The sequence below is a fragment of the Streptomyces sp. WAC 06738 genome (assembly GCF_003945505.1).
GTDB lineage: Bacteria > Actinomycetota > Actinomycetes > Streptomycetales > Streptomycetaceae > Streptomyces.
On record NZ_CP029618.1, the window covers coordinates 8,164,711 to 8,182,942 of the forward strand.

The window sequence follows — 18,232 nt, forward strand, 5'->3', positions numbered from 1 at the left end:
GTCATGAGCGATCGCATTCCGCAGCCGTACGAGGACCCGGCAGGCTCCGACGACCGGGGGGCGGGCCCCGGCGGCCGGGGCCGCCGCCGCGGGCCCGGTGACGGCCGCGGCCGCCCGCCGCGCAGGCGCCGCTCGCTCGCCCGCACCCTGGCCCCGCTGGGCGTCGCCGCCTGGGCGCTGCTGGAGCTGTGGCTGCTGATCATGCTCGGCTCCCGGATCGGTGTCCTGGGCGTCTTCGCGGTGCTGGTGGGCGGGCTCATCCTGGGCTCGGTCGTCATCAAGCGGGCGGGCCGGCGGGCCTGGCGCTCGCTCGCCGAGCAGCTTCAGCGGCAACAGCGCGGGGAGGCGCCGGAGCCGGACCGCGCACGCGGCTCGGGCAACGGGCTGACGATGCTCGCCGGGCTCCTGCTGATGGTCCCGGGCCTGGTCACGGACGCGGCGGGGCTGCTCCTGCTGCTGCCGCCGGTACGCGCGCTGGTGCGCAGGAGCCTGACCCGCGCGATCGAGCGCTCGGCCTCCGGGAGCGACCTGGGCCAGGCGTATACGCAGGCGCGCATCCACCGCCCGGACGGCAAGGTCGTCCAGGGCGAGGTGCTACGGGACGAGGACGAGGACCGGCCGCCGGAGCGCTGAGCCCCGGCCCCCGGTCCTCGCCGCGCGGGCGGCCGGGTCCGTCCCGTCACCCCCGACCCGGCCGCCCGCACGGCGAACGGTCCCGGAGGCCACCGTGCGCCCGCCACCGTTTTCGGGCACCCGGAAGGGCCCGTCCCACTGCGGGACGGGCCCTTGCCGATGCCGTTGTTCCGGAAGCGGCGCCGCGCCTCAGGCCGACTTGCGGCTGTCGCGCGGATGTACGGCGATGTTCATCGCGCCTGAGCGCAGTACCGCGAGCCGCTCGGCCAGGACCTCTTCCAGCTCGTCGCGGGTGCGCCGCTCCATGAGCATGTCCCAGTGCGTCCGGGCGGGCTTGACCTTCTTCTCCTCCGGTCCCTCGCCGTCGACGAGCAGCGCCTGGGCGCCGCACGTCTTGCACTCCCACTCCGGCGGGATCTCCGCCTCGACCGAGAACGGCATCTCGAACCGATGGCCGTTCTGGCATGCGTACTCCACCGCCTGGCGCGGGGCCAGGTCGATGCCGCGGTCCGTCTCGTAGCTGGTCACCACGAGTCGCGTGCCGCGAAGAGCTCGCTCACTCATGAATCGTTGCCTCCCGGGCTTGTCGCCCACAGGACAGGTGTCGCTGTCGTCGTCATCCGGTCAACGTCCGGTCGGCGATGAAGATTCCCGTTCCGGGACATGCGTCGCCCGTCGTGCCGCCCCATTGCTTCTACCCACAGGCGTCCGCTTTGTCACGTGTGACGGAGATGTCACCGACTGATTTCATCTCACTGCATGCTGTAACGGTCCGCCTGCCGAGCCGGAGGCGTACACTACCGCTCCGCGCCAGGAGGCACATAATTCACCTCGCGGGTGTCGCGTCGCGCTCCGCCCCGCAGGACCTCCTCGGGCCCGGCCGGTGCCGGTTCCGGGATCGCGAAGAAGCGCAGGAAGTACTGGGCCAGCGGGCCGATCGCGAGGGCGTAGACGACGGTGCCGGCGCCCACCGCGCCGCCGAGCGCCCAGCCCGAGGCCAGCACGGTGATCTCGATCAGGGTGCGGACCAGCCGGACGGAGAGCCCGGTGCGCCGGTGCAGCCCGGTCATGAGGCCGTCGCGCGGGCCGGGGCCGTAGCGGGCGGAGATGTACAGGCCGGTGGCCACGCCGTTGAGGGCGACGCCGCCGAGCATCTGCGGGATCTGCAGGGCCAGGCCGTGCACGTCGGGCAGCAGCGCGAGCGAGGCGTCCATGGCGACGCCGATCACCACCACGTTCGACACCGTGCCGAGCCCCGGGCGCTGCCGGATCGGTATCCACAGCAGCAGCACCGCGGCGCCCACCACGATCGTCGCGACGCCCATCGTCCACCCGGTCTGCCTGCCGAGCCCCTGGTGGAAGGTGTCCCACGGATCGAGCCCGATCCCGGCGCGCACCATCAGCGCGCAACTCAGCCCGTACAGCGCCAGGCCGACGTACAGATGCACGAGCCTGCGGGCCGTACGAGATCCCCTCCAGCGCGACAAGACTGGCTCCCCTCTGGTCCTGTTGGATGGCTGCATGCCACTATGTGGACTGGGCTTGTGCAGGTGATATGGCCAATCGGGGAAAGGTGGCCTGGTCTTCATGGCGGAATGGACGTCGGCCGTCGGTGCTGTTCAGCTCGCGCGCCTGCTGCGGTCGCAGGAGAGCGCGGGCGCCGTGGCCCTCGACCGGCCGGGCCGCCGCGTGCCCGCGTACCGCGCCCTTGCCGACGGCGTGCGCCTGCTGGTGCTCGAAGGACGCATCCCTGTGGCCACCCGGCTGCCCGCCGAGCGCGAGCTGGCCGCCGCCCTCGGCGTCAGCCGCACCACCATCGCCGCGGCGTACGAACACCTGCGCGCGGCCGGTTTCCTCGAATCCCGCCGCGGCGCCGGAAGCTGGACCTCCGTGCCGGCCGGGCACCCGCTGCCCACCCGCGGCCTGGAGCCGCTGCCGCCGGACGCCACCGGCTCGATGATCGACCTCGGCTGCGCCGCGCTGCCCGCCCCCGAGCCCTGGCTCACCCGCGCGATGCACGGCGCCCTGGAGCAACTCCCGCTCTACGCCCACACCCACGGCGACTACCCCGCCGGGCTGCCGGGCCTGCGCGCGGCCATCGCCGAGCGGTACACCGCCCGCGGGGTGCCGACCATGCCCGAGCAGATCATGATCACGACCGGCGCGATGGGCGCGATGATCGCCCTGTGCCGGCTCTTCGCCGGCCGCGGCGAGCGCATCGCGGTGGACTCGCCGAGCTACGCCAACATCCTGCAGCTCATGCGCGAGGACGGCGCCCGGCTCGTCCCCGTGGCCATGGGCGAGGGCCTGACCGGCTGGGACGTCGAGACCTGGCGGCAGACCCTCCGCGACGCCGCCCCGCGGCTGGCGTACGTCATCCCCGACTACCACAACCCCACCGGCGCCCTGGCCGACGACGACCAGCGCCGCGCGCTCGTCGACGCCGCCCGCCGCGCCGGCACCGTCGTCGTCGCCGACGAGACGATGAGCGAACTGCGCCTGGACGACACCGGCGAACGCCCCCGTCCCGTCGCCGCGTACGACCCGGCGGGCTCCACCGTCGTCACCGTCGGCTCGGCCAGCAAGGCGTTCTGGGCGGGCCTGCGCATCGGCTGGGTGCGCGCCGCGCCCGAGGTGATCCGCAGCCTGGTCTCCGCCCGCGCGTACGCCGACCTCGGCTCGCCCGTGGTGGAGCAACTGGCCACCACCTGGCTGCTGGAGGGCGGCGGCTGGGCCGCGGCCACCGGCCTGCGCCGCTCCCAGGCCCGCGCCAACCGCGACGCGATCGTCGCCGCCCTGCGGCGCCACCTGCCCGACTGGGAGTACACGGTGCCGCACGGCGGGCTGACCCTGTGGGTGCGCACGGGCGGTCTGTCCGGCTCGCGCATCGCCGAGGCGGGCGAGCGGGTGGGCGTACGGATACCGTCGGGCCCGCGGTTCGGGGTCGGCGGTGCCTTCGAGGGGTACGTGCGGCTGCCGTTCACCGTCACCGGGGCCGTCGCGGAGGAGGCGGTCGGCCGGCTCGCGGCGGCGGCCCGCGCCGTGTCGGAGGGCGGCGGGCCCGTGGCGGCGGAGCCGGCGGGGGCGTTCATCGCCTGACCGGCCGTGCCGGCCGGGGCCGTCCGCCCGCCGGCGTCAGCCGCCTGTCCGCGCCGCCGCCGTGCCGGCCGCGGAGCCGTCGGCCGGCGGTTCCGGCAGCAGCTCCAGCACCGCACGGCGCAGCGTCTCCGGCGTCTCGCGGTGGTGCGGGTCGGGCGTCGCGGGTACCTGCAGCCGGTGCACCTCACCCTGGCCGAGGCGTACGTAGCCCCGCCCCGGCGGGACCTCGTACACCGGCGTGGTGTGCGGCGGGGCGCCGAGGACGGAGGCGACCTGCGCCGCCGAGGCGGGGCCCAGCACGACGCGGGCGCGGGTGTGGTCCCGTACCGCGGGACCCAGGGAGGCGGCGCAGTCGAACTGGTCCGCCACCACCACCGTGACGTTCGCCGCCCGGCCGTGCCGCAGCGGCACCTCCAGCAGCGCCTGCGGATCCTCCCGCCCGGCCGCGGCGGCCAGATGGCTCAGCGCCGCGGGCCGGTCCACGACGATCCACAACGGCCGCGGCCCCGCCGCCCGGCCCCCGTCCGCCGCGTCGCCGACGGCGGCGGCCGGGCGCTGCAGCCGGCGTTCCGTCTCCTCCGCCGCCCAGCGCAGCAGCGCCAGCGCGCCGGCCACCGTGGACTCCACCCCGAGCACCCCGGGACGGTCCGCCAGGAAGGCGAACTCGCCCGCGCAGCCGCCGTCGACCACCAGCACCTCGCCGTGCGGCAGCGCCTGGAGCGCCAGCGACCGCAGCAGCGTCGTCGTGCCGGTGCCGGGCTGGCCGAGGGCGAGCAGATGGGGCTCGGTGGAGCGCGGTCCGGTACGCCACAGCACCGGCGGCTCGTCCCGGTCGCCGGCCTCCGTGCGCACCGGCAGCGTCCGCCGCACGCCCTCGGCGTCGGTGAAGCCGAGCACCGACTCGCCGTGCGCCGTGACGTAGCGCTGCGCGCCGATGTCGGTGGGCAGCGGGTCGAGGACGGCGAGGTCGAGGCGGTTGTCGTCCTCGTGCCAGTCGAAGAGGTACTCGCGCCCGCGTCCGCACTTGGCGTACAGCAGTTGCTCGATGCGCGCCCGGGACTCGGGCTCGCCGTCGCGGAAGTACGGCGGGTAGCGCAGCCGCAGCGCGGTCAGCCGGTCGTCGCCGTCGAACTCGGCGTCGCCGAAGACCTGCTCCATGTCGCCCTCGTGGGCGTAGAGGGGGTGCGGGTCGTCGGGGGAGGAGAAGTACGGCACCAGCGCCTCGTACAGCGCCGCGAGCCGCTCCTGCCGCCGGGCCGCCGCGTCCGCGTCCGCCGCCGGGTCCTTCCCGCCCCGGTCGCGGCCGGCCCACACCGCCGCAGCCAGCAGCGCCACGGCGGCGGCGAGCGGCCCGTACGGCATGAGGTACACCAGCAGCAGGCAGGCGCCGGCGAGGAAGGCCGCCGGCCCGCGCCGCTCCTTCGGGGTCGCGCTCCAGCGCCGCCGGGCGGCGGCCGCGAGCCGGCCCGTGCCGCGGGTCACGACCACCACGGGACGCAGCACGTCCGCGGCGCCGTCCGCCGCCCTCCTGGCCGCCTCGCGGCCGCGGGCCGCCGGGGGCGTCTCGCGGCCGGGCGGCCGGGCCAACGGTCGTCGCATGCGTCGGGTCTCCGAGTCCTGGATGGGGGCGGGACGCCGGCGGGGGCGCCCTAGAGCTTGATGCCGCCCAGGAGGCTGGCCAGGCTCTGGCCGCCGGCCTTGATGCTGGGCGCGATCGCGGTGCCCGCCAAGTAGAACCCGAAGAGGGCGCAGACGATGGCATGTGACGGCTTCAGCCCGTCCTTGCGGAAGAACAGGAAGACGATCACTCCCAGCAGGACAACGCCTGAGATCGACAGAATCACGGAAATCTCCAGGGGCGACGGAGCCGTCAGAGGTCGTTTGCCAGCCTGGCAGTGAGATTTACCGAAGAAAAGCGGCAATTGGGTGATTTGCCCCGCGCTCACCCGAGTGGCCGGGGAGCGGTCGCCGCCCCGCGCCGGCCGTGCTGCGGCGGCGGGCCGCGCCCTCCCGCGCGGGCCGCGTCACTCGTCCAGCCGCGGCTGGTGCGCGGGCGCGGGGCAGACGCGGCGGCCCTGCTGGTCGAAGACGTACAGGTGTTCCAGGTCGATCAGCAGCGGCACATGCGTGCCTGCCCGGACCTGGACGTCGGGCCCGGTCCGTACGACGAGGTCGCCCCCGGCGATCGCGGCGCGCTCGGCGCTCTGCGGCGGCGCGGCGGGCACCCGGGGCTCCTCCAGCACGCCCACCGCCCCCTCGCCCCGGTCGTCCTGGCCGCGGGCGTGGAGATGGGCCACCGCCCTGTCGCGCAGCCGCCCGAGGACGGTGCCCTCCTTGTTCTTGCGGTGGCCGCCGGGCGCCGTGTCCGTACGCGGGCCTTCGAGCGCCGGTACGAGGGCCGCGCGCGAGCCGGTGTTCAGATGCAGCAGCGCCTCGTGGCCCAGGTACTCCACGTGCTCCACGATGCCGCTCATCGCGCACTCGCCGGCACGCGCCAGCGACGGCCGGGCGATGCGCACCGCCTCGGAGCGCAGGCCGACGATCACCGGCCGGCCCTGCTGGATGCGGAGCATCTGGTGGTCGGGGGAGAGGGGTTCGGGCAGCACCAGGCTCTGCCGGCCGAGGTCGATCGTCATGCGGCCGGGCAGCGGGGCGTGCACGACGGCTTCGAGGAGGTTGATCCGCGGGGTGCCGATGAACGCGGCGACGAAGATGTTCTTCGGCAGCGCGTACGCCTCCCGCGGCGAGCCCACCTGCTGGAGCACGCCGTCGCGCATCACGGCGATCCGGTCGCCCAGCGACATCGCCTCGGCCTGGTCGTGCGTCACGTAGACCGTGGTGACCGCCAACTCGCGGTTGAGCCGGGCGACTTCCGCACGCAGGTGGTTGCGCAGCTTGGCGTCGATGTTGGACAGCGGCTCGTCCATGAGGAACGCGGTGGGCTCCCGCGAGATCGCCCGGCCGATCGCGACGCGCTGCCGCTCGCCGCCGGAGAGCTGCGCGGGGTAGCGGTCGAGCAGGTCCTCGATGCCGAGCAGCCGGGCGGTGGCGTCCACCCGCGGGCCGACGTCGCCGCGGGCCTCCAGCTTCAGCGGGAAGCCGATGTTGTCGCGGTTGGTCATCCGCGGGTAGAGCGCGAAGTTCTGGAACACCATCGCCATCCCGCGCTGCCCGGGCGCCAGTTCGGCGGCGTCCTCGCCGTCGAGCAGCAACTGCCCCTCGGTGACGGACTCCAGTCCTGCGATCATGCGCAGCACCGTGGACTTGCCGCATCCGGAGGGGCCGAGCAGGACGACGAACTCGCCGGGCTCGATATCGAGCGAGAACCGGTCGACGGCCCTGATGCCGCGCTCGTAGACCTTGGTGACGCCGTCCAGTGATATCGCACGTGACATGGTGTTTTGTTCCGTATTTCGGCGACAAGGATGCGGTAGAGGTGCACAGTTGGATTACGGGCCCCGAAAGATAGCGAAGTTCACCCGGGCTGGGAACGCCTTGCGCAGCGCGATACGCGGGCCGGCAGGCGAATCCGCCGGAACGGGCCCGCGGCCGCCCGTACGGGGGCGGTCAGAGCAGATCCCGCTCGTCCGCCAAGACGAGCCGGGTGCCGCGGCCGTCCTCCTCGCGGGCCTGCTCCAGCCGCAGCCGGGCGGTCTCGCGGCCGCCGAGGGTGAGGGTCATCAACTGGTTGCCGAACCACGGGCCGCCCGTCTTGCGCCACTCGATCGGCGGGGCGGCGAGCCGGCCGTGCCGGGCCAGGACCCGGCCGAGGAGCCGTCCCGCGCGGCTCCAGCCGAAGCGGAAGCCGGCCCTGATGGGGGCGGGGACGCTGTTGTGCATCGGCGAGCAGGTGAGCTGCGCGACCACCGGCCGCGCGCCGCCGGGACCGGCCGCCTCCGGCCACCGCGGCTCGGCCACGTAGGCGTGGTGGACGTCGCCGGAGAGGACGAGCACCGAGGCCGGCGCGCGGTCGTCACGGCCGACCTCGGCGATGAGGTCCGCCAGGTCGGTGAAGGACCGCGGGAACGCCGCCCAGTGCTCCAGGTCCGCGCGCCGCCGCAGCTTCTCGCCCAGCCGCGCCCAGCGCGCACCCCGCTCACCGGCGCACAGCGCCGCGTTCCACCCCTCGGCGTCGTGCACCGCGGGCGGCAGCAGCCACGGCAGCGACGTACCGATCAGGAGGTGGTCGTACGCGCCCGGGTCGGCCAGCACCTGCCGCCGCACCCAGTCCATCTCGTCCGGGTCGACCAGCGCGCGGCTCTTCTCCTCCAGCACCCGCGCGGCGCGCGAGTCGACCATCAGCAGCCGGGTGCGCCCGAGGTCGCGGCGGTAGCTCCAGCGGACGGCGGCCGGGTCGGCATCGGCGCGCTCGGCGAACTCCCGCAGCGGCTCCGTGCCGTCGGCGGCCTCGCGCACGGCCGCGTAGAGCGGGTCGGCCGCCAGCTCGTCGGGGGAGAGGTTCCCGAGGTGCTGGTAGACCCAGTACGACATCAGCCCGCCGAGGATCCGCTCGCGCCACCAGGGCTCGGCGCGGATCTCCGCCAGCCAGGAGGCGGAGGTGTTCCAGTCGTCGATCACGTCGTGGTCGTCGAAGATCATGCAGGAGGGCACGGAGGCCAGCAGCCGGCGCACCTCGGGGTCGAGCCAGGACTCGTCGTAGAGGTGGGTGTACTCCTCGTAGTCCGCGATCTGGTCGCCCGGCGGCACGCCGGGGTCGCGGCGTCCCGCGAGGTACTCGCGGGTGGCGGCGGAGGTCTCGTCCGCGTACACCTGGTCGCCGAGGAGGAGCAGGATGTCGGGCCGCTCGGCGTCCGGGTCCGTGTCCAGCCGGCGCGACAGGGTGTCGAGGGCGTCGGGCCCGACGGGGTCGTGGCCGCCGCCGGGCTTGGCGGCCCAGCGGCAGGAGCCGAACGCGACGCGCAGCGCGGCGCCGGGGCGCGGGGTCCGGATGGTGCTCGCCGGGGCGCCGGGCAGCGGCCAGACCTCGTGGCCGTCGAGGAGCACGCGGTACGGGGTGGGGACGCCCGGCGTCAGCCCGGTCACGGTGATCAGCGCGTAGTGGTGGCCGCCGACCTGCCAGGTGCGGGAGCTGCCGCCGGCGCCGTCCGCGCAGCGGACCTGCGCCTCGCACGGGCCGCCGGTCTCCACCCAGACGGTGGCGCGGGTGTCGTCGGCGTACCGCAGCAGCGGCCCGAGCCGCAGTTCCGCCATCGTCGCCTCCTCGTCCCGGTGGCCGGGCGCCACTGCGGGGGAACGCGCGGACCCGCCGGGAGGTTCCGTGGGGCGCACCGGTTCGTACCGGAGGCGGTCAGGCGACGGCCGGGGCGGGGTCGGCGCGCCCGGGCACGAGCGACTCCAGCAGGGCCAGGCAGCGGGCGAAGGACTGCCACTCGCGGTCCCGGTCGCAGTCCCCGCCGGCGCCCACGTCCGCCGGGCCGCCGGTCCCGGCGGGCGCGGTGAACCGGGACCACACGGCCTTGCCGAACGGCCCCGGGGCACTCCATCCCCACGCGTCGCTGAGCGTCGCCACTATCTGCAGCCCCCGCCCGGACTCGGCGACCTCGTCGGCCTCGCAGGGCGCCGGCACGCCCTCGCCCGGGTCGAAGACCGCGCAGACGACCTCGCCGCCGCGGCGGACGAGGGTGAGGGTCACCGGCTGCGGCTCGGCGACGGGCAACGGCGGGCAGCCGGGCACACCGTGGCGTACGGCGTTGGTCACCAGCTCGGAGACGACGCACTCGACGCTGTCGGTCAGCTCGGCGAGATCCCAGTCACGCAGCGTCGCGCGGACCGTGCGCCGGGCTTCGGCTATCGACCGCGGGTGGGCATCGAGGGCGCAGGCAGCGAACGCCGATGCCCCGGCCCGCTCGCCGAAAGCTGCCGCCATGCCGATTCCCCGATCGATGCTGTCGCCTTGGAACGTGCTGGTTGTTCAATGGTGAGTGATATGGACCTCCGGATGCAAGTACAGATGCACTTTCATCCGCAAGGACAGGTGCACGTCCCCCGGCAAGTCGGGCATACGGGCCGCACCGGTCCCGGCGGGGTGGACCGGGGGACGCGTCCGGCGCCCGGTCAGTCACGCAGCGCGTTCGCCGCCGTCGTCGTGTAGGTCTCCACGGCGTCGACCCCCGCCTTGTGGGAGTCGTGCCCGTCGGAGAGGACGGCGACGAGCATGGTGTGGCCGCGGTGTTCGACGCGGCCGATGCTGTTGATGTCCCACAGCCCGGTCGCCGAGCGCGGCAGCCAGCCGTTCTTCAGCGCCGCCTCCCCGGCGTCGTCCGCCGCCGCGGACACGCCCCAGCGCTGGTCGTCGACCACCGAGGCCATCAGCTTCTCGACGTAGTGGCGGGAGTCGCCGTTCAGCGGCGAGCGGCCGTCGCCGTACACCGCTTCGAGGAGCGCGAGCTGGTCGGACGCGGTGGTCTGCGTCAGCCCCCAGGTGCCGCCGTCGCCGGGCTCGGTCTCGGTGAGGCCGAGGCGGCGGTTGGCGTCCGCGAGGCCGGAGCCGCCGCCGATGTCCGACCAGAGCGCGTCGGTGGCGTCGTTGTCGCTGCTGCGTATCATCTCCGCGGCCAGCTTCTTCTGCGCGCCGGTCAGCGTGCCGCCGTCGTCCTGGGCCTGGAGCAGCAGGGCGGCGAGGATGTCGACCTTGACGATGCTCGCGGTGTCGAAAGAGCCCTTGCCCGAGGCGTACGCGGCCCGGGCGCCCGAGTCGAGGTCCGCCACCGCGAGGTCGTACGCCCCGGCCGGCTTCGGCAGCGCCTTGAGCGCCTCCGTCACGGCCTTGTCCGCCGGGGGAGCGGGGGCCGGAGCCTTCCCGGTCGCCGGCGCGTACTGGACGTAGCGCGTGCGGGACGTGCCCGCGGCCTCCGCGCCGTCCCCCACGAGGGGGGCGGAGGACGACGCGGTGGCGGCGATCACCGCGAACGTGCCCGCGGCGACCGCCGCCGAGCGCAGCGTGGGGAGATTTCTCGACACGCTGCCGGAGGCTAGGCCACCCGAGTGCGGAAACGACTGGGAATCAGATGAACATTCGATGAGAAAGTGGGCGCCTGGGGCATTTATCCGGATCCAGCGTGATGCCCCGTACGCGGCTGGTCAGCGGATGATCGACACGATGCGGCAGGCGGCCTCCGCGAGGGCCCGGTCACCGGCGACCCCGGCGCGGGCGAGCGCCGCCTCGGGCTCCACGCCCCGTACGCACAGCCGCCAGGCGGTCTCCGCGTCCAGCCGCACCAGCGCGTCCGGCTCGCCGTCCCCGGGCGGTGCGGCCAGCGACCAGCGGGTGCCGCCCGCAGGGCCGGGCCCGGTGGCCGTCGCCGTCCAGGCGCCGCCGGCCGGTCCCGGCACCACCATCGCGACCCGGGTCCCGGGCGGCGCGGCGGTGTCGCGCAGGGTGTGCGGCAGCGCCCGCATGAAGGTGTCGAGCACCGCGGCCAGCGGGCCGGCCTCCGGGTCGGTGGGCAGACCCGCGGCGTGCCGGATCTGCTGCCGGTGCGTCCAGAACTCGGTGAAGTCCCGCGCCACGTCCAGCCAGCGCGGCGCCGGCTCGGCGCCCGCCCAGGACACGCCCAGCGACGGGCCGCGCAGCGCGTCGCCCGCGAAGTGGGCGGCGACACCGGCGCCGGCCGCGTCGAGCGCGCCGGTGAGCGACGCGGGGCTGACCCGGGCGTGGGCGTCGACCCACTCCTGGTTGATGCGGTGGATGAACGTCTCCAGCGGCTCGCCGGGTGCGGGTGCCGGGCCGCCGGTGTGCCCGTCGCGCTCGCGGGCGAGGCGGCCGTAGAAGTCGCCGAGGAGGTGCGCGGCCACGTCGTGCACCGTCCAGCCGGGGACCGCCTCGCGCCGCCAGTCGTCCGGCCGCAGCGCGTGCAGCGTCGACATGAGCGCGCGCTGCTCGGGGGCGAACAGCGGCCGGGCGTCGAGGGGCGGGCCGAGCCGGGGGAGGTCCGGCTCCGCGGGGTTCACCTGCGGTTCCATGGCCGGATCGTGCCATCCGCGGGCGGTGCGCGGCCAACCGGTTACGGCCCCCGCGGGCCGGCTCGATCAGAAGAGGCGGGTGAGCGCCGTGGCGTCCACCGGGTGCAGCGGCTCCTCGCCCGCCAGCAGCCGCAGCACCTCGGTGACCGCCGACTCGCCCAGCCGCTCGCGGCATTCGGCCGTGCCCGCCGCCTGGTGCGGAGTGAGCAGCACGTTCGGCAACTGCCGGAACGGGTGCCCCGCGGGCAGCGGCTCGGCGTCGAAGACGTCGAGGGCCGCGTCGATACGGCCGCCGCGCACCTCCGCGAGCAGCGCGTCCTCGTCCACCAGCCACGAGCGCGCCGTGTTCACCAGACCCGCTCCGTCCGGCAGCAGCGCGAGCTGCGGCGCGCCCAGCATCCGCCGGGTCGCCTCGGTGGCCGGGGCGTGCACCGCCACGACGCGGCTGGTGCGCAGCAACTCGTCCAGCGGCAGGACGCGTACGCCCAGCTCCGCCGCGTCCGCCTCGGACAGGAACGGGTCGGTCACCGACACCCGCGCGCCGAAGGCGCGGACCAGCTCGATGTACGCGCGGCCGGTACGGGAGGCGCCGATGACGCCCACCGCGCTCGCGCCCAACTCGTGCCGCGGCGGCGCCTGGCCGGCGCTCTCCCAGTCCGCGCCGCGGCGCATCGCGTGGTCGAAGCGGTGGATCCGGTGCAGCAGCGCGAGGGTGAACGCGAGCGCGACCTCGGCCACCGGCCGCGCCATCGCGTCGCCCGCCTGCGTGACCCGTACGCCGCGCTGGAAGGCGTCCTCCGTGACGTACGGGGCGACGGCGGAGCCGGTGTGCGCGAGGAGTTCGAGGCGGTCGGCCACCGCGAGCAGCCCGGCGTCCAGCCGCGGCGCGCCCCACGCGGTGACCAGCGCCCGGGCCCCGGGCAGGGCGGCGGCGAGCGCCGTGCGGTCGCGGTGCTCGTCGAGCACCGTCAGCTCCGCGGCGTCCGCCAGCCGCCGCCACACCGCGTCGGTGAAGAACTGCGCGCGCAGCTCCGGCGGTACGCACACCACCACCCGGTCCCGGCCGGCGCCGCGGTCAGCGGAGCCAGTCATCCAGGTGCTCCTTCACGAAGTCGTCGTCGGTCAGCCACGGGTACGCGGCCGCCACGCGGGTGAGCTCGTCGGCCTGCCCCGGCGAAAGCACCTCGCCGGGGTCGAGGCACCAGGTGCCCGCGAGCAGCCCCTGCCGCCGCAGCACCTCGTGTACCCCGGCGATGCAGCCGCGGAACCCGCCGCGTACGTCGAAGACCGCGCTGTTGGCGTCGGTGAGCTGCGGCCGGCGCGTCAGGCAGCGCAGCAGCGCCTCGTGGTCGCCCGCGCGGGCCCGGCGCACGTCGGCCAGGAGCCCGGCCGCCGGCCGGGTCCACACCGCCCACTGGCCGAGGAGCCCGCCGGCGAACCAGCGCCGGCCCCCGGCGGTGTCGTACGGGGTGAGGAGGTCGCCGGCGATGTCGTCGTCGTTGCCGGTGTAGAGGGCGACCTCCGGGCCGCGGTCGGCGCCGGCGACCGCGCGCACCACGTCCGCGGTGCGGTAGCGGTCGAACGGCGCGATCTTGATGGCCGCCGTCGAGGGCTGGTCCGCGAGCGCCGCCCAGAACGCCGGGGACAAGTACCGTCCGCCGACGGCCTCTTGCAGATAGAAGCCGATGACCGGCAGCACCTCGCCCACGGCGCGGGCCCGGTCCAGCAGCCCCTCCTCGTTGGCGCCCGGCACCGCGGGGCTGAGCAGCACGGCGTCGTAGCCGAGGGAGGCGGCCAGCTCCGCCTCGGCGACGGCCTGCGCGGTGTAGCCGCAGGCGCCGGCTATCCTCACCGCCGGCCGGCCCGAGGCGGCGGCGCTCTCCGCCGCGGTCTCCGCGGCGAGTTCGAGCACCGGGCGCAGGAGGCCGACCTGCGGCTCGCGGATCGCGAACTGGGTGGTGTGCACGGCGACGGCGATGCCGCCGGCGCCGGCGGCGAGGTAGTAGCGGGTCAGGGCGCGCTGGCGGCGCTCGTCCAGGCGCCGGTCCGCGGTCAGGGCGAGCGGGTGGGCGGGGATGACGGCGCCGTCGGCGAGGACGTCCAGCGGGGTGGGGCGCTCGGTGGGCATGGGGCGGCTCAGAACCTTCCGTCGCGTACCTGGAACTTGGTGGGCTTGCCGGACAGCGGGAGCCCGCGGCGCAGCCAGTCGGCCTGCCAGCCGACGAGGGTGCCCAGCGGCACGTCCGGGTAGCCGAAGAGAGCGTGGCAGGCCGCCGCGTCGGAGAGGAGGGCCGTGGGGGCCTCGGTTCCCTCGAAGACCGGCTCGGTGCCGAACTCGGCGCCGAACCGGTGCGCCAGCCGGCGCACGGCGGCGGTCTCGGGCCCCGTGACGTTGAGGGTGAACGGCTCCCCGTCGCGGGCGTACGGCAGTGCGCGCAGGGCGACTTCGTTGGCGTACCCCTGCCAGACGACGTTGACGTGCCCGGTGGTGACGTCCACGGGCGCGCCGGCGTGCACCCGCTGGGCGATGTCGGCGAGGACGCCGTAGCGCAGGTCCACCGCGTAGTTGAGGCGCAGCAGCGCGACCTTCGTGCCGCGGGTGAGCGCCGCGTGCGCGAAGAGCCGTTCGCGGCCCAGGCACGACATGGCGTACTCGCCCACGGGACCCACCGGGTCCGGCTCGGCCGAGCCGCCGGTGCCCACGGACACCAGCGGATAGACGTTGCCGGTGGAGAACGCGGCGACGCGGGCGTCCGCCCAGCGGCGGGCGACGCGCTCCGGCAGCCCCGCGTTCATCGCCCAGGCGTGCGAAGGCGCCCCGGCGGAGCCGAACTTGGCGCCGACCATGAAGACGACGTTCCCGGCGTCCGGCAGCGCGGCCAGTCCGGCGTCCGGGTCCATCAGGTCCGCGGCCACGGTGCGTACCCCCGCGGCCCGCAGCCGCTCGGCCGCGGCCGGGTCCGACCAGCGGGACACCGCGTGCACCGCCACGTCCGTACGCCCCGCGGCGTCCAGCGCCCGCCGCGCCAGCCGGCAGAGGCTCGGGCCCATCTTGCCGCCGGCGCCGAGCACCAGCAGGTCGCCCTCCAGCTTGGCCATGTCCCCGGTCAGCCCCGGCGAGGGGGTGGCCAGGCGCTCCTCGAGCGCCTTCTCGTCAGCGAACACGATCGGTTCTCACCCCTTGATCCCGGACGCCGTGACGCCCTCGGTGAAGTAGCGCTGGCCCACCAGATACGCGGCGAAGATGGGCACGAACGCGATGACGGAGCCGGACAGCACGACGTTCAGCGGCACGTTCTGCTGCTGCAGGGACGCGATGCCGACGGTGAGCGTGCGCATGTCCGTGGACTGCCCGATGACCAGCGGCCACAGGAAGTCGTTCCAGTGCCACAGGAAGACGAAGACGCCGAGGGTGGCCAGGATGGGTTTGAGCAGCGGCAGCACGATGCGGCCGAAGATCTGCAGCTCGCCGCAGCCGTCCAGGCGCGCCGCCTCGAAGAGCTCGTCCGGCAGCCCCTGGATGAACTGCCGCATGAGGAAGACCGCCTGGGCGTTGGCGAGGGTCGGCACGATCAGGCCCCAGTACGTGTCCACGCCGCCGAGCTTCGCGATCATCGCGAACGTCGGGATCATCGTGACGTGGTACGGGACCATCACCATCGAGAGGAACGACCAGAACATCGCCTCCCGCCCGGGGAAGCGCTTCTTGGCGAAGGCGTAGCCCGCGAGCGACGACAGCAGCAGCACGCCCACCACCGACACCAGCGAGTAGAGCAGCGTGTTGAGAAGCCAGCGCGGCACGTCCTGGGAGTTCATGACGCTTTCGTACGCCTCGCCGCCCAGCGGCCAGGGCACCAGGCTGCCGGGGAACTCCACCGCCGCGGCGGGCTTCAGCGACAGCACCACCATGGCGTAGAAGGGGAAGACGGTGACGACGGCGGCCAGGGCCAGCAGCAGGCCGCGGCCTATCCTGCCGCCGGTGCTGCCGCGCATCGCGTGCGGTACGGAGTCGCGGTTCGCGGCGCGCCGCAGCCGGCGCTCGGCGCGCCGGGCGGCGAGTCCCGGCGCGCGGCCCTTGCCGGGCCCGGGCGCCGGAGCCGGTCCCGCCGGCATCTCCTCGTGCGGGGTCTTCGCGGGGGCCGAGGTCATGGTCAGTCGTCCTTCCCGATCGTCAGCCGCTGGATGAGCGCCACCACCAGCGTCAGCGCGAAGAGCGCCACGCCGATCGCCGCCGCGTAGCCCAGGTCGAAGTACTTGAAGCCGGCGTCGTAGAGCTGGAAGACCAGCGTGTAGCTGGAGTTGGCGGGGCCGCCGCCGGTCATCGTGTAGACCGCGTCGAAGACCTGGAACGAGGCCGTCGTCTCGATCACCGCGAGGAAGAAGAGCGCCGGGCGCAACTGCGGCAGCACGATGTGCCGGAACCGCTGCCACGGGCCGGCCCCGTCGGTGAGCGCGGCCTCCTCCAGCTCCCGCGGGATGTCCTGCATCCGGGCCAGCAGGATGAGCATGCCGTAGCCGAACCGCGACCAGATCCCCACCAGCGCCAGCGCGGGCACCACCAGCGTGTCGTGGGAGAGCCACGACTCCTCCGGCAGCCCGATCCAGCCCATCGCCGTGGACCAGGGGCCGCCGGTGGAGAAGATCCACACGAAGACGGTGGCGGCCAGCACCAGCGAGGTGACGACCGGCAGGAAGAAGACCGAGCGGAAGACCTTCGAGCCGCGGAACGCCCGCCGGGTGAGCAGCGCGAGCCCCACCGAGACCGCGATGGTGCCGGGCACGGCCAGCACCGTGTAGAGCACGGTGACCTTCAGCGCGTCCCAGAACAGCGGGTCGTCCTTGAGCCGGGTGAAGTTGTCGGCGCCGATGAAGCTGCCGCCCCCGGTGAGGGTGTAGTCGGTGAAGCTCATCAGCACCCCGGCGACCGCGGGGCCGAACCGGAAGGCGAGGAAGAGCAGGAAGCACGGCAGGACGAACAGCAGGCCGATCCGGGCCTCGCGGCGCGCGTGCGGCCCGCTGCGGCGCCTTCGCCTGTTCCGGGTGGGTTCCGCGACGACTGCCACGGTGGGTCTCCTTGCGGTACGGGGGTGGTGCGGGTGGATGCGCGGCCCGGCCGGCGGCAGGGGTTCGGCGCCGCCGGCCGGGCAACGCGGTCCGTGGGGCCCGCGGCCGGCCCGGAGCGCTCGGTGCTCCGGGCCGCGCGGGGCTACGGGAGGGGAAGGGGCCGCGGCCCCGCGGGGTCAGCGGGCGATCTGGGCGTCGGCCGCCTCGGCCGCCGACTTCAGCGCGTCCTCGGGGCTCTTCTTGCCCAGCAGCGCGGCCTGCAGCTCGGGCGCGAGCACGCCCATCACCTCGCGCGCCTTCTCCTCCAGCGGACCCGCGTTCATCGCGGGCAGCGTGTCGGCGACCGCCTGCTGCAACTCGTCGTCCGGGTAGAGGTCGTCGGCCGAGGTACGGGCCGGGAAGTAGCCGGCGCCCTTCTCCAGGTCCGCGGCGTTCTCCGGCCGCGCGACGAAGTTGATCCACTTGCCGGCGGCCTCGGTGTCGGCGCCCTTCAGCATCGACAGCGCGCCGACCGTGCCGTAGCCCACCGACTCCTCGCCGGTCAGCGGCGGCTGGACGACGATGTTCTCACGGCCCCAGAACGGCTCGACGTCGGCCGGGACGTTGGTCCACGTACAGGCGACCTTGCCCTTGGCGACCGGGGTCTGCTCCAGGTTCGGCGTGGTGGTGATGAGGTCCTTCGGCGTCCAGCCCTCCTCGACGAACTCCGTCAGATACGTCAGCGCCTCGACGCCCGCCGCGTCGTCGAACGCCACCGACTCGCCGTCCTCGGCGAACACCTCGCCGCCGGCCTGCCAGAGCAGCGGGTAGAACGTCATGTTGAGCGTCTGCGCGGTGTCACCGGTGTAGCTGAGGGCGTAGTAGCCCTCGTCCTTCATCTTCGGCCCGAGCGCCTTCAGGTCGTCCCAGGTCTCCGGGTAGGAGTCCTCGCCGACCGCGTCGAAGACCCGCTTGTCGCATATGAGCGGGTTGGCGCTGGTGAGGATCGGGGTGCCGAGCACGTCCTCGCCCACGGTCACGGACTTCAGCGCGAAGTCGGTGTAGTCGGACTCGGCGTCGGCGGGCATGTAGTCGGCGGCCGGCACGATGTTCGGCGCGTACTTCGGCAACTGGTCCGGCACCAGGTAGACCACGTCGGGACCCTTGCCGGAGGCGATGGCGGTGCCGAGCGCGGTGTCGCGGTCGGCCCACGGGTAGGTCTCCACCTTCACCGAGATGTCCTTGTTCTCCTTCTCGAACTTCTCGACCATGCCGTCCCAGTACGCCTTGTTCTTCGCCTCGTCGAAGATCACGGGGTACGTCCACATGGTGACGGAGCCCTTCCCGCCGCCCGCGCCGTCGCTGCCGCCGCAGCCGGCGAGCGCGACGCCGGCCAGCGCGGTGGCGAGCAGCGGTACGGCGACGGCTCTGGTCCGTGAACGCCGGTGGTGGATCAGGGTCATGGCACTTCCTC

At 74.5% G+C, this 18,232-nt stretch carries 17 protein-coding genes; 2 read left to right on the forward strand and 15 right to left on the reverse strand.

Annotated features, from left to right (window positions below; translation table 11 throughout):
* The first annotated feature begins 3 nt into the window (after window positions 1-3).
* On the forward strand, window positions 4-633 hold the full coding sequence (fxsA, locus tag DMB38_RS35345; protein WP_125938613.1) for an FxsA family membrane protein: 630 nt from the start codon (window positions 4-6) through the stop codon (window positions 631-633).
* A 189-nt stretch (window positions 634-822) separates the two neighbouring features.
* Here the strand turns inward: fxsA and DMB38_RS35350 are convergent, their stop codons facing one another.
* The gene (locus tag DMB38_RS35350; RefSeq protein WP_026276152.1) at window positions 823-1,197 is read right to left on the reverse strand and encodes an RNA polymerase-binding protein RbpA; all 375 of its coding nucleotides are present in this window, start codon (window positions 1,195-1,197) and stop codon (window positions 823-825) included.
* Window positions 1,198-1,430: 233 nt separating this feature from the next.
* On the reverse strand, window positions 1,431-2,156 hold the full coding sequence (locus DMB38_RS35355; protein ID WP_240662644.1) for a hypothetical protein: 726 nt from the start codon (window positions 2,154-2,156) through the stop codon (window positions 1,431-1,433).
* A 64-nt stretch (window positions 2,157-2,220) separates the two neighbouring features.
* On the opposite strand from DMB38_RS35355, the gene DMB38_RS35360 reads away from it, so the two are divergent.
* Window positions 2,221-3,732, forward strand: coding sequence for a PLP-dependent aminotransferase family protein (locus tag DMB38_RS35360; protein WP_047019546.1), 1,512 nt, complete (start codon window positions 2,221-2,223; stop codon window positions 3,730-3,732).
* A 36-nt stretch (window positions 3,733-3,768) separates the two neighbouring features.
* Here DMB38_RS35360 and DMB38_RS35365 read toward each other — a convergent pair whose 3' ends face one another.
* The 13 genes from DMB38_RS35365 to DMB38_RS35425 all read right to left on the reverse strand — a co-directional run bounded on the left by DMB38_RS35365 (window position 3,769) and on the right by DMB38_RS35425 (window position 18,221).
* A complete protein-coding gene (locus DMB38_RS35365; RefSeq protein ID WP_125938614.1) occupies window positions 3,769-5,331 on the reverse strand; it encodes a hypothetical protein in 1,563 nt (520 codons plus the stop codon).
* 50 nt (window positions 5,332-5,381) lie between these two features.
* On the reverse strand, window positions 5,382-5,576 hold the full coding sequence (locus tag DMB38_RS35370; RefSeq protein ID WP_018835487.1) for a hypothetical protein: 195 nt from the start codon (window positions 5,574-5,576) through the stop codon (window positions 5,382-5,384).
* A gap of 180 nt (window positions 5,577-5,756) precedes the next feature.
* Complete coding sequence (locus DMB38_RS35375; protein ID WP_125938615.1) at window positions 5,757-7,127, reverse strand: ABC transporter ATP-binding protein; 1,371 nt, start codon at window positions 7,125-7,127, stop codon at window positions 5,757-5,759.
* 172 nt (window positions 7,128-7,299) lie between these two features.
* The gene (locus DMB38_RS35380; protein WP_125938616.1) at window positions 7,300-8,943 is read right to left on the reverse strand and encodes an alkaline phosphatase D family protein; all 1,644 of its coding nucleotides are present in this window, start codon (window positions 8,941-8,943) and stop codon (window positions 7,300-7,302) included.
* 97 nt (window positions 8,944-9,040) lie between these two features.
* A complete protein-coding gene (locus tag DMB38_RS35385) occupies window positions 9,041-9,619 on the reverse strand; it encodes an ATP-binding protein (protein ID WP_125938617.1) in 579 nt (192 codons plus the stop codon).
* Window positions 9,620-9,807: 188 nt separating this feature from the next.
* Window positions 9,808-10,713 carry a serine hydrolase gene (locus DMB38_RS35390; protein WP_125938618.1) on the reverse strand — a complete coding sequence of 302 codons (906 nt, stop codon included), beginning with the start codon at window positions 10,711-10,713 and terminating at the stop codon, window positions 9,808-9,810.
* 120 nt (window positions 10,714-10,833) lie between these two features.
* Window positions 10,834-11,715, reverse strand: coding sequence for a maleylpyruvate isomerase family mycothiol-dependent enzyme (locus DMB38_RS35395; protein WP_125938619.1), 882 nt, complete (start codon window positions 11,713-11,715; stop codon window positions 10,834-10,836).
* Between the two features lie 66 nt (window positions 11,716-11,781).
* Window positions 11,782-12,807 (reverse strand): hydroxyacid dehydrogenase, encoded by a 1,026-nt coding sequence (locus DMB38_RS35400; RefSeq protein ID WP_125938620.1) that lies wholly within the window; start codon window positions 12,805-12,807, stop codon window positions 11,782-11,784.
* Window positions 12,791-13,843: a dihydrodipicolinate synthase family protein gene (locus DMB38_RS35405; RefSeq protein ID WP_125938621.1), complete on the reverse strand. Its 1,053-nt coding sequence runs from the start codon at window positions 13,841-13,843 to the stop codon at window positions 12,791-12,793. The genes DMB38_RS35400 and DMB38_RS35405 overlap by 17 nt, the downstream gene beginning before the upstream one ends.
* A gap of 8 nt (window positions 13,844-13,851) precedes the next feature.
* Window positions 13,852-14,880: an NAD(P)-dependent oxidoreductase gene (locus tag DMB38_RS35410; protein ID WP_125938622.1), complete on the reverse strand. Its 1,029-nt coding sequence runs from the start codon at window positions 14,878-14,880 to the stop codon at window positions 13,852-13,854.
* Window positions 14,881-14,889: 9 nt separating this feature from the next.
* A complete protein-coding gene (locus DMB38_RS35415; RefSeq protein ID WP_125938623.1) occupies window positions 14,890-15,864 on the reverse strand; it encodes a carbohydrate ABC transporter permease in 975 nt (324 codons plus the stop codon).
* 2 nt (window positions 15,865-15,866) lie between these two features.
* Window positions 15,867-16,778, reverse strand: coding sequence for a sugar ABC transporter permease (locus DMB38_RS35420; RefSeq protein WP_125938624.1), 912 nt, complete (start codon window positions 16,776-16,778; stop codon window positions 15,867-15,869).
* Between the two features lie 177 nt (window positions 16,779-16,955).
* Complete coding sequence (locus tag DMB38_RS35425; RefSeq protein ID WP_125938625.1) at window positions 16,956-18,221, reverse strand: extracellular solute-binding protein; 1,266 nt, start codon at window positions 18,219-18,221, stop codon at window positions 16,956-16,958.
* Between the last annotated feature and the right edge of the window lie 11 nt (window positions 18,222-18,232).